This window comes from Haloarcula sp. CGMCC 1.2071, assembly GCF_037078445.1.
In the GTDB taxonomy this organism is placed as follows: domain Archaea; phylum Halobacteriota; class Halobacteria; order Halobacteriales; family Haloarculaceae; genus Haloarcula; species Haloarcula amylolytica.
The window spans coordinates 18,866-30,493 of the sequence record NZ_JAYMGY010000005.1; the positions used below are offsets into that span (position 1 = coordinate 18,866).

10 protein-coding genes are annotated in these 11,628 nt (G+C 62.3%); 9 read left to right on the forward strand and 1 reads right to left on the reverse strand.

Annotation, left to right across the window (positions count from 1 at the left end):
• Nucleotides 1–158 precede the first annotated feature (158 nt).
• The 6 genes from VI234_RS11695 to VI234_RS11720 all read left to right on the forward strand — a co-directional run bounded on the left by VI234_RS11695 (nt 159) and on the right by VI234_RS11720 (nt 6,926).
• The gene (locus VI234_RS11695; protein WP_336330098.1) at nt 159–1,601 is read left to right on the forward strand and encodes an ABC transporter substrate-binding protein; all 1,443 of its coding nucleotides are present in this window, start codon (nt 159–161) and stop codon (nt 1,599–1,601) included.
• 36 nt (nt 1,602–1,637) lie between these two features.
• Nucleotides 1,638–2,570 (forward strand): carbohydrate ABC transporter permease, encoded by a 933-nt coding sequence (locus tag VI234_RS11700; protein ID WP_008311934.1) that lies wholly within the window; start codon nt 1,638–1,640, stop codon nt 2,568–2,570.
• Nucleotides 2,570–3,448, forward strand: coding sequence for a carbohydrate ABC transporter permease (locus VI234_RS11705; protein ID WP_008311933.1), 879 nt, complete (start codon nt 2,570–2,572; stop codon nt 3,446–3,448). The genes VI234_RS11700 and VI234_RS11705 overlap by 1 nt, the downstream gene beginning before the upstream one ends.
• A gap of 91 nt (nt 3,449–3,539) precedes the next feature.
• Complete coding sequence (locus tag VI234_RS11710; protein WP_336330099.1) at nt 3,540–4,700, forward strand: ABC transporter ATP-binding protein; 1,161 nt, start codon at nt 3,540–3,542, stop codon at nt 4,698–4,700.
• 61 nt (nt 4,701–4,761) lie between these two features.
• Nucleotides 4,762–5,415, forward strand: a complete 654-nt coding sequence (locus tag VI234_RS11715) for a class II aldolase/adducin family protein (RefSeq protein ID WP_336330100.1) — start codon at nt 4,762–4,764, stop codon at nt 5,413–5,415.
• 35 nt (nt 5,416–5,450) lie between these two features.
• Nucleotides 5,451–6,926 carry a rhamnulokinase gene (locus VI234_RS11720; protein WP_336330101.1) on the forward strand — a complete coding sequence of 492 codons (1,476 nt, stop codon included), beginning with the start codon at nt 5,451–5,453 and terminating at the stop codon, nt 6,924–6,926.
• A 5-nt stretch (nt 6,927–6,931) separates the two neighbouring features.
• On the opposite strand, the gene VI234_RS11725 is transcribed toward VI234_RS11720, so the two are convergent.
• Complete coding sequence (locus VI234_RS11725; RefSeq protein WP_336330102.1) at nt 6,932–7,705, reverse strand: SDR family NAD(P)-dependent oxidoreductase; 774 nt, start codon at nt 7,703–7,705, stop codon at nt 6,932–6,934.
• A gap of 120 nt (nt 7,706–7,825) precedes the next feature.
• Between VI234_RS11725 and dgoD the strand changes: the two genes are divergently transcribed.
• The 3 genes from dgoD (at nt 7,826) to VI234_RS11740 (ending at nt 11,538) form a co-directional block, all read left to right on the forward strand.
• Nucleotides 7,826–8,977, forward strand: coding sequence for a galactonate dehydratase (dgoD, locus tag VI234_RS11730; protein ID WP_336330103.1), 1,152 nt, complete (start codon nt 7,826–7,828; stop codon nt 8,975–8,977).
• Between the two features lie 69 nt (nt 8,978–9,046).
• Nucleotides 9,047–10,078, forward strand: coding sequence for an NAD(P)-dependent alcohol dehydrogenase (locus VI234_RS11735; protein WP_008311926.1), 1,032 nt, complete (start codon nt 9,047–9,049; stop codon nt 10,076–10,078).
• 431 nt (nt 10,079–10,509) lie between these two features.
• Nucleotides 10,510–11,538: an LLM class flavin-dependent oxidoreductase gene (locus VI234_RS11740; RefSeq protein ID WP_336330104.1), complete on the forward strand. Its 1,029-nt coding sequence runs from the start codon at nt 10,510–10,512 to the stop codon at nt 11,536–11,538.
• Nucleotides 11,539–11,628: the final 90 nt, after the last annotated feature.

Here is an 11,628-nt window from a genome sequence, read left to right on the forward strand (position 1 = left end):
GCCACGGTCTCCCGTAATCGGGCGACAGAGGAATTCGTAGATAGAGGCGTCCTAGTACTGCAAACCATCGGATCTCCCCCAGTGAGATGGGTATTCTACCTTACAGATGATTACCTTTATTATGCATCGGTAATTCGGTAGTGACGAGGCAAACTGGCATGACCAACTCCAACAGGCGGACGTTTCTGAAAGCGACAGGTGTCGGACTACTCAGCGGTCTCGCTGGCTGTACACGAGGCGGCGATGGCTCAGATGGGAGCGGAAGTGACGGCTCAAGTGGGGGTAGTGATGGTAGCGATGGCGGAACCAGCACCGACGGAAGCGATGGCGAGCTCGCGATTCCGCTCAGCGAGTACGAGGACGCCGATATCGACTGGCGACAGTTCGAGGGGTCCTCGATCAACATCGGGGCCGTCCAGCACCCCTGGGTTTCAGCCATCAAGCCCGCAGTCCCCGTCTTCGAGGAACTGACTGGGATCGACGTCGTCTGGAACGTCCTGCCCGAACAGCAGTTCCGGACCAAGCGCCAGACGGATGTCAGTACCGGCGCCGGGCAGTTCGACGTTTTCTACATGGATCAGGTCGTCAACCAGTTCCGCGAGGAAGGCTGGATCCAGCCGCTCGACCCGTTCTTCGACGACGACAGCCTCTTCGACGAGGACTGGTACGAGCCCGACGACCTCTTCGAGGCGTCGCGGTGGCAGGCCCACGGTGGTGGCTACAGCGACACATGGACGGGAATGCCGATTACCGTCGAAGTCCAGACGCAGTTCTACCGCAAAGACCTCTACGACAAGCACGACCTGGAGGTCGCCGAGACGCTCGAAGAGTTCCGTCAGAACGCACAGGCCATCCACGAGAACGAATCGGACGTCGTCGGCACCGTCGGCCGTGGCGACAAGGGGTACGGGATGAACATCTACATCCTGAACACGTTCCTGCGCCAGAACGGCGCGGAGCTCTGGGACAGTTTCCCGGACGATTCCGGCCTCGACTCCGACGGCGTCATCAACGCCGCGGACTGGTACGTCAGCCTGCTGCAGGACTACGGTCCCGAAGGCGCGTCCACGCAGACCTGGTCGGACGTGCTCTCGACGATGCAGGAAGGGCGCGCCGGCCACATCGTCTCCGACGCGAACCTGTTCTGGCCCGGACTCACCGGCTCTGACTCCTCAGTTGCGGACACTATCGGTATCGCGAAGGTGCCCAGCCCGGCCGACGGCCAGTTCTCGCCCAACGCGTTCAACTGGCAGATCTCCACGTCCAAAAACGCCCAGAACTCCGAGCAGGCGTTCCTGTTCATGGTGTGGGCGTCCTCGCAGCCGACCAACACCTGGATGCACGTCGAGGGCGACGCCGCCTTCTCCGTCCGACAGTCCGTCTGGGAGAACGACGAGTTCCGCTCTCGCGTCGGCGAGAACTTCGCACAGGTCACCCTCGAATCCCTGCAAGCGGCGGCACCGGACCCGTTCGACCGGAAGTACCCCGAATGGGGCCAGCGGTACTCTGAGGAACTGCAGCGCGCCATCGCCGGCCAGAAGTCCGCCGAGGAGGCGATGACCCAGGCGGCGTCCATCGCAGAAGACATCTACAGCAATTAAACTGAAGCCATACCCGAGCCACAACACATCCCACAAATGAGTACACCAACGCAAACGGAAACGGCACCCAAATCGACCTTCGCCAGGCTTCGGGACCTGTGGAACGACTACCTCCCGTACTGGTTCATGGCACCGATGGTGCTGGTGATGATCATGATCACCTTCTTCCCCGGTGCCTACGACCTGTATCTCAGCCTGATCGCGGAGCCGACACTCGATGTATTCGCAGCTGATTTCGTGGGGCTGCGCAACTTCGAGACGGCGTTCACCCGCGGCGGCGCGATCCACTCGTTCGTCATTACGATTACTGTCGTCGTCAGCGCGCTGCTCCTCGAAACTATCCTCGGGTTCGTCCTGGCCGCGCTCGTCGCCGGCGTCGGCTCCGACCGGGCGAAGTCGTTCTACCGGGTGTTGTTCATCATTCCGATGGCCGTCGCGCCCGTCTCGCTCGCGACCATCGGCCGGATCATGCTGAACAGCGAAATCGGCATCATTCCGTACGTCATAAACACCGGCACGCCGTTCGTCGCGCCGAACTTCCTCTCGGACGTGCCGTTGCTGACGGTGATCCTGCTTGACGCCTGGAACTGGACGCCGTTCATGTTCATCATCTTCTACGCCGGCCTCTCGTCGGTGCCGAAGACGCTCATCGAGGCGTCGCGCGTCGACGGTGCGCCGATGTGGCGGCGCTACGTCCACGTCATCATCCCCTACATGAAGCCAGTCGTGTTCGTTGCGACGCTCATCCGGTTGATCGACCTGTTCCGGACGTTCGGCGTGGTGTACGGGCTCACGGGCGGCGGCCCCGGGACGGCGACCCAGCTCGTGAGCATCAACATCTACGAACAGATGTTCATCAACAACCAGATCACCGTGGCCGCAGCGATCGCCGTCGTCTACCTCGTCCTCGTCGTTGCACTGTGTAACGTCATCATTGCGAAGGTCGGCTTCGAGGGGGTGTGGGACTGATGGCGACGACAGATAGCGACTCCGCGACCGCGTCACAGCGACTCGACAAGGATACGCGTGAGACCATCGTCACGGTGGTTCGACACACGATTCTCCTGACGTGGTCGTTCATCGTGCTGTTCCCGCTGTACTGGCTGGCTTCGATGTCGCTGAAGCCCCCCGGAACAGCGAATTCGCTGCCCCCGGACTGGATCTTCCTGCCGACGGTGTACAACTACATCCAGTTGATCCAGGATTCCGGGTTCGTCGCGGCGTTCGCCAACAGCCTCGTCATGGTGTCGGCGTCGGTCGTCCTCGTGCTGTTAATCGGCGTCCCCGCCGCGTACGTGCTCTCGCGGTACGACATCCCGATGGAGCGGGACGTGCTCGTGTGGATACTCTCCTCGCGGATGCTCCCGCCGATTGCCGTCGTGCTCCCCTTCTTCATCATCTTCCGGGAGCTCAATCTGTTCGACACGCGGATCGGGATGGTACTGATGTACGTCAGCATCAACCTCTCCCTTGTCGTCTGGGTGATGAAAGCGTTCTTCGACGGCATCCCCGAGACGCTGGAAGAGGCGGCCCGTGTCGACGGCGCGACCCAGTTCCAGGGCTTCAGGAAGGTCGTCCTGCCGGCGGCCAAGCCCGGCATCTTCTCGGTCGCCATCATCAGCTTCATCTTCGCGTGGATCGAGCTGCTGTTCGGGCTCGTGCTGACGAGCTTCGAGGCCGTGCCGGTGACGCTGTTCGTCTACTCGTTCATCGGCTCGCGCTCGATCGAATGGGGGATGCTCGCGGCCGCCTCGACAGCGATGATCGTTCCGGTCGTCATCTTCCTCATCGCGGTCAACAAGTACCTCGCGGCCGGGCTCAGCTTCGGCGTGGTGATCAAAGAATGACCACGCTGTCCACACCTCGACAGGTATCGCTCGCAAACGACGCCCCTGCGGCGGCGGTAGCTTCACTTAGCCGTACATCGGAGGCAAGATAATGGCAAAGATCACAATCGACGACGTTACGAAGCGATTCGGTGAAGGAGATGAGTCAATCGTCGCGGTCGACGACGTCTCGCTGGACATCCGCGATGGCGAGTTCATCGTCTTCGTCGGTCCGTCCGGGAGCGGGAAGTCGACGCTCATGCGTATTGTCGCGGGACTGGAAACGCAATCAGAGGGCGATATCCGCATCGGCGAGAAGGTGGTCAACCAACTCGGCCCGCGCGCCCGGGACATCGCGATGGTGTTCCAGAACTACGCGCTATACCCCAATATGACCGTCGAGGAGAACATGTCCTTCGGGCTGAAGATGTCGACGGACATGTCCGCCGACGAGATTGAGGACGCCGTCACGTCCGCCGCCGAGATGATGGACATCGACATGCTGTTGGACGACAAGCCCGGCGAACTCTCCGGGGGACAACAACAGCGCGTCGCGCTCGGTCGCGCAATCGTCCGTGACCCGAACGTCTTCCTGATGGACGAGCCGCTTTCGAACCTGGACGCGAAGCTTCGGGCGGAGATGCGCACCGAGATCAACCGGCTCCAGAACGACCTCGACGTGACGACGCTATACGTCACCCACGACCAGACGGAGGCAATGACGATGGGCGACCGACTCGTCGTCCTCAACTACGGGGAACTCCAGCAGGTCGGAACGCCGCTAGAATGCTTCTACCGCCCAGCCAACCAGTTCGTCGCCGGCTTCCTCGGCTCGCCGTCGATGAACTTCTTCGAAGGCAAGGTCGAAGGCGGAACGCTCCGCGCGGACGGCTTCGACTTCGATCTGACAGAGCGGATGCAGTCCGCTGTTGGAAGTCGAAACGAACTCGTCCTCGGTATCCGGCCTGAGGATATGACGCTTCACGACCGGGCGAACTTGGGCCACGAGTTCGAGGCCGTCGTCGACGTCGTCGAACCGATGGGGAGTATCTCCTACGTCTACCTCCAGGCGCGGTCACAGAGCCACGACCAGACGTTCATCGTGGAGACGGACGGCCAGCGTCCGATCAGCGAAGGGCAGCACGTCTACGTCGAGATCCCGGACCGCGACGTGCACCTGTTCGATCCCGCCAGCGGCGAGACGATCCACCAGCGCCAGCTCGGAGATGACGCGGAGATGGCGCTCGAAGAGCAGATGAAGCCCGCCGAGTGACGACGAGCGCCGTCGTCATCCCACTCGCCGCAACCGACCGACAGTTATCGACACACGACACATGACAGAGCAAGACATTTCACACTACGAGACGCGTAACGCTATCTGCGAGTACGGCCGGAGCCTGCTCGAAGACGATCTGACCACCGGGACGGGCGGAAACCTCAGTGCCCGGCTCGACGAGACCCACATCGCGATCAGCCCGTCGGGAATCCCCTACGGGGAGATCGAACCCGAAGACGTCCCGGTCGTAGAGACGGACGGCACAGTCGTCGAGGGCGACATCGAGCCGTCGACGGAGCTTCCGATGCACCTGGCCGTCTACCGCGAGCGACCGGCGGTCGGCGGCGTCGTCCACACCCACTCCCCGTACGCGACGACGTTCGCCTCGCTCGGGGAGGCGATACCGGCATCGCACTACCTCCTCTCGTTCATCGGGACTGAGGTGCCGGTCGCCGAATACGAAACGCACGCGACCGAGAAACTCGGCGAGGCCGCCGTCGACGCGCTGGGCGAGTCGTTCAACGCCACGTTGTTGCGCAACCACGGCGTACTGACGGCGGACGAAACGCTGGACGACGCCTACACGGTTGCGCTGATGGTCGAGTACTGCGCGCGCATCCACCATCAGGCCCGGGCCATCGGTGAGCCGGAGATCCTCCCAGACGAGGAGATCGACCGGTTGGCTGACAAACTCGACAGCTACGGGCAGTGATCAGGCGTGCGAACCACACCTGAAAGTATCCGAGCATGAATCACGTCGCTATCGACATCGGCGCGAGCGGCGGGACGGTGTTCCTCGGCGAGGTGACGCAGTCGTCCTTCGCTGTGCAAGAAGTCCACCGGTTCGATAACCGACCCGTCGAACGGGACGGCCGCTACGTCTGGGACGTCGACGCGCTGGTCGACCACATCGGGGACGGAATCCGGGCTGCCGACCACGAGGCCGACAGCCTCGATACGGTCGGTATCGACACCTGGGGGCTCGACTTCGGACTCCTGGCCGACGACGAACTGCTCCGGGACCCGGTCTCCTACCGCGACCCAGAGTCGACGGCCACGCGCGAGCAAGTGTTCGAGGCTGTCGGGAAGCGGCGGCTGTTCGACGTGACCGGCATCACGAACTGGAACACCCCGAACACGCTGTGGCAGCTCCACACCATCGCCGAACGCGAGCCGGAACTCCTCGAAGCGAGCGACGGCCTGCTCATGATGCCACAGCTCCTCTCTGCACGGATAGGGGGCCAGCCGGCGGGCGAGGTGACGATAGCCTCGACCACGCAGATGGTCGATCCCGAGGCGCGGATGTGGGCCACCGACCTGCTCGAGGAGCTGTCGGTTCCGACGGACCTGCTCCCGGACCTGTCCGAACCCGGTCAACGTCTCGGGGCCGTCGATGATACCGTCGTTTCGGGCCTGTCTTCGACGCCGGAGATAGTAACGCCGGCGAGCCACGACACGGCGGCGGCCGTCGCCGGTCTCCCGCTAGTCGAGGACGCCGCGTTTCTCAACACCGGGTCGTGGTTCATCCTCGGTGTCGAGCGAGACGAACCAGTACGGACAGACGCCGCCTTCGAGCACGCCATTTCGAACGAACTCGGCGTCGGCGGGACCGTTCGGCTCCTGAAGAACATCAACGGGTTCTTTCTGCTCGAAGAATGCCGCGAAGCGTGGCGCAAGGCCGGCGAATCGGCCGATTACAAGGCGTTGCTGTCGGCCGCTGAAGAGGCTCAGCCACGGACCGCGCTCGTCGATACGGACGCCGACGCCTTCGGCATCGACGAGCCGATGCCCGACCAGATTCGGGCCTACTGTCGCCAGACGGACCAGCCCGTCCCCACGGGGCGGGGCGGTATCGTCCGCTGCCTGCTCGACAGCTTGGCGGCGAAAACGGCGCTGGAACTCGACGCACTCGCGGCAGTCGTCGACGACCCGCCGTCGCGCATCGTTCTCGGTGGCGGCGGTGTCAGAAACGAACTGTTCTGTCAGTTACTGGCTGACGCCACCGACCGCCCGGTGTCGACTGGGCCAGTCGAGGCGACGGCTGTCGGCAACGTCCTCACACAGGCCGTCGCCGCCGGAACGGTTTCTGACATCGGAACCGGGCGGCAGTTGGTCGAGTCGGCGTTCGAGACGACGACCTACGAGCCACAGGCTGGTGGCGAGTGGGCCGACACAAAAGATCGATTGGCGGCACTGACTGACGACTCGTCGTCCGAAGCCTGACGCTTTCACCGCGAGGTGTAGCCGCCGTCCATGACGACGGTCGACCCCGTCATGAACGACGACGCGTCCGACGCGAGGTAGACAACGAGTTCCTTCAGTTCCTCCGGTCGACCGAGTCGGCCCATCGGCGTGTTCTCCAGCCACGTCTCTTCCATCTCGGGGCTCTCTTCGAGCACTTCGTCGACGAGTTCGGTCCGCATGTACCCGGGCGCAATGGCATTGACGCGGACGCCCTGATCGCCCCACTCGACCGCCAGAGATTGGGTCAGCATCCTGACGCCGGCTTTCGTCGTGTTGTAGCTAGCCTGCTTCTGCGGGACGTTCACGTCGAAGCCTGACATCGAGGAGACGTTGACGATGCGGCCCTCGCCCCGTTCGAGCATCTGCTGGCCGACGTGCTTGGCACAGAGGAAGACACCGTCGAGGTTGACCGACACGACACGCCGCCAGGACTCGATGCTCGTCTCCTCTGCCGGTGAGTTCTCGACGATACCGGCGTTGTTGACCAGGACGTCGATCGGTCCGAGGCGGTCGGTCACGTCCTCGACCATCGCCTCCACCGAGGCCTCGTCCGTCACGTCGACCTCCGTCGCGATAACGTCCGTTTCACCGTCGAGTTCCGAAGCCGTCCGTTCCGCTTTCTCGATGTTCACGTCCGCGATAGCCACGTCGGCCCCCATCTCGGTGAGCCCGGTCGCCATCTGTTTGCCGAGACCCTGCGCCGCACCGGTGACGATAGCCGTCTCTCCGTCGAGGGAGAAACTGTCAAGTACACTCATGCGTACGCTTGGTGCTCCGGTAGCCTCCAGCATAAATGTACGCCTATTTTTGTTACAGTCTTTGTCGGGCCGATATCGGCAGCCAGTCATTACAAGTACTCCCTCGCAGATAACATAGCTATGCAAATCACCGACTTCGAACTGTTCGCCGTGCCGCCGCGGTGGTTGCTTCTAAAACTGGAGACTGACGAGGGGATCGTTGGCTGGGGCGAGCCCATCGTTCAGGGTCGGTTGGAGACGGTCCGTGCCGCCGTTACCGAACTTATCGAGGCGTATCTCCTCGGGGCCGACCCGCTCCGAACCGAGTATCACTGGCGGAAGCTCTATCAGAGCGGGTACTTCCGCGGCGGGCCGATACTCATGAGCGCGCTCGCGGGCATCGACCACGCGCTCTGGGACATCAAGGGGCGGCACTACGGCGCACCGGTGCACGAACTGCTCGGCGGGCACGTCCGCGATAAGCTACTCGTGTACCAGTGGCTCGGTGGCGATGATCCGCAAGACGTGGCTGTCTCCGCAAGAGAGGACCGGGAACGCGGCTACAGAGCGTTCAAGTTCAACTTCGCCCGGGAGTTTCGGCCGATTGAGACGCCGAACGCTGTCGATCATGCGGTTGAGCGTGTAGCCGCAATCCGTGATGCCGTCGGTGACGACGCCCTCGTTGGCGTCGACTTCCACGGCCGCGTCTCGAAACCGATGGCCGCGGATCTCGTCGAGCGGCTCGAACAGTTCGATCTGATGTTCATCGACCAGCCGCTGCTCCCCGAACACGACGACTCGTTTGCCAGTATCGCCGAGCGGACGACTGTCCCGATAGCGACTGGCGAACGGTTCTATTCGCGCTATGACTTCAAGCGGCTCCTCGTCGATGACGGGGTATCGATACTCCAGCCCGACGTGACCCACGTCGGTGGCATCAGCGAGATGCGCAAGGTCGCGTCGATGGCGGAAGCGTTCGACGTGGCCGTCGTTCCGCACTGCCCGCTCGGTCCTGTCGCGTTCGCGGCGAGCCTGCAGGTCGGGTTCTGCGCCCAGAACGTCGTGCTGCACGAACAGGACCTCGATCTACACGACCCGACGACGAGCCAGCGACTCAAGGTCCTGGAGGACCCGGAGACGTTCCAGTTCGAAGACGGCTACGTCAAACGGCCGACCGGCCCCGGACTCGGTATCGATATCGACGAGACTCTCATCCGCGAACTGGCACAGACAGAGGTCAACTGGTACAACCCGGTGTGGCACCACGAGGACGGGAGCGTCGCGGAGTGGTAGCTGGACACGGCAACCCAATGAGGCGGCCCACCCTGTGTATTTTTATGGCTCTGTTCCGTGCCAACAGGTATGCGAACTGCTGTACTGGTAGAACCAAATGAGTTCGAACTGGAGGACCGTCCCAGACCGTCGCCCGGGCCCGACGACGTACTCGTTGCCGTGCGTGACGTTGGAATCTGTGGCTCCGACGTCCACTACTACGAACACGGTCGTATCGGCGACTACGTCGTCGAAGACCCGCTCGTCCTCGGACACGAGAGCGCCGGTGAAGTCGTCGAAGTCGGCGAGAACGTTACGCACCACGAACCGGGCGACCGGGTCGCGCTCGAACCCGGCGTTCCGTGCCGGCGCTGTGCCCACTGCAAGCGCGGCGACTATCACCTCTGTGAGAAAGTGACGTTCATGGCGACCCCGCCACACGACGGCGCGTTCACCGAGTACGTCTCGTGGCCGGCCGACTTCGCCTACACACTACCGGAGTCGGTCTCCACTGCCGAGGGGGCGTTGTGCGAGCCGCTTTCGGTCGGGATTCACGCCTGCCGCCGCGGCAGCGTCGGAACCGGGGATACAGTGCTGATAACCGGCGCCGGTCCGATCGGGCTGATGGTGCTGGAGGCCGCGCGTGCCGCGGGCGCGACGGACGTAATACTGACAGATGTTGTCGAGGAAAAACTAGAGTTCGCCAAAGAACGAGGAGCGGACCTGACAGTCGACGTTACCGAAACGGATCTCGATGCGGCGGTCGCCGAGTACACGGACGGCGTCGGTGCTGATGTGGTCGTCGAAGCCTCCGGCGCGGAGCCGTCGATCAAGTCGACAATCGACGTGGTCCGTCGGGGCGGCACGGTCGTTCTGGTCGGACTCGCCAGCGAAGCGGAGGTCCCAATCGACGTGCTGGAACTCATCGACAACGAGGTCGACGTCCACGGCTCGTTCCGGTACAAGAACACCTACGACGCGGCTGTCGACCTATTAGCCGACGGCGAAGTCGACGTCGAGGGCATAATCGACTTCGAATCCGAACTCGAAGATATCGACGACGCGTTCCGCCGAGCGATGGAGCCGACTGTGGTCAAGGGCATGATATCACTTGATTCGTAAATGGAACTCCATTGACAAGATAGTCCCGAAAGAAGCTCGATATGATGGCTATACAGATGTTACTGAGTATTGGTAGTAATTTCAGCAGGTCCGTTGTACCCACGAGCTCGGGACGCGACTCTGAAACAATTAATGAGGCAGTATATTATCTGAACGTACGGCCTAATGGCGTTTGAGTCCCACTAATTTGGGATTCCGGAGTTTCGGAAGGTACCCGAGAGATATAATTCTCCGACCTTCACACTGCCCAGAGATAGCCAGTATAGCGAAGTGAGACATTCTGTTTAAGATAGTATTGCATAAAACTATTGCTTTTTCTAGATATCAGTTATAACCGAGTGGGACGTTCCATCAGAGTGGTGTGCCCGAGTGAGATACCCACGCACTGTGAGTAGCCGAACGGTTAAACCTCGCCACCGTTGTGGGCGGATATGGACCTCTCAATCGTCGATCTCTCTCCGGTCCCGAATGACGGAACTGCGGCTGACGCGTATTCGAACACCGTCGACGCGGCACAGCAGGCCGAACGCCTCGGCTATTGCCGGTTCTGGGTGGCGGAACACCACGGGATGGGAAACAAGCTCGCCGGAACAACACCCGAGGTACTGCTCGGCAACCTCGCCGCCGAAACCGACTCGATCCGGCTCGGGTCGGGTGCGGTCCTCCTCAACCACTACAGCCCGTTCAAAGTCGCGGAGCTGTTCGGCTCCCTCGACGGCCTAGCTCCCGGTCGAATCGACGCGGGGCTTGGACGGGCAAACGGGTCTCCGGCCGTGGACCGCGCGCTCGGGACGGACCGCCGCGTCCGAAACCCCGACGAAGACCACGCCGAAAAAATCGAAGCCGTCGTTTCGCACCTCTACGACAGCTACCCGGACGGACACGCGTACAGTGATCTCGAAATCCCCCGTTCAGATGCGGAGACGCCTGTGCCGTGGGTTCTCGGATCGAGTCCGTCGAGCGCCGCGCTGGCCGGCGAACTCGGCCTGCGCTACTGTTTCGCCGCGTTCATTCGACCGGGGTTGGCCACCCGTTCGTTCGAGGAGTACCGGACTCACTTCGAATCGTCGGAGTTGGCCGGCGGCGTCGACGAGCCACAGGGGATGGTCGCAGTGAACGCGGTCTGTGCCGAGACCGACGCGGAAGCGGCGCGGCTCCGCGCCGTGGCCGAAGCGTCGTTCAAGCGGATGGAGCGAGGGGTCGTTGGCACGACTCCATCTGTCGAGGAAGCGATCGACGAACTCGGAGCGGTGCCCGAACCGACGCCCGCCACGCTGGATGCCGGTGAGTGGCCACGAGCGATCTCCGGGAGCCCGGAAACGCTCAATAACCTTCTCGAACAACTGTCAGATCGTGTCGGTGTCGATGAGGTGATGATCCAGCACGTCGTCGGCGACCACGCTGACGCGCTCCGCTCCCACGAATTGCTCGCGGACGGTGTCGGACTCACACCGCGCTAACTCCCACTACTGAAGTGGATGTGAGTTGGTCGATGCCATATAGATTCATATACTCGGTTTTTGTCAGTAACGTGTACTCAGTGTCTCTTT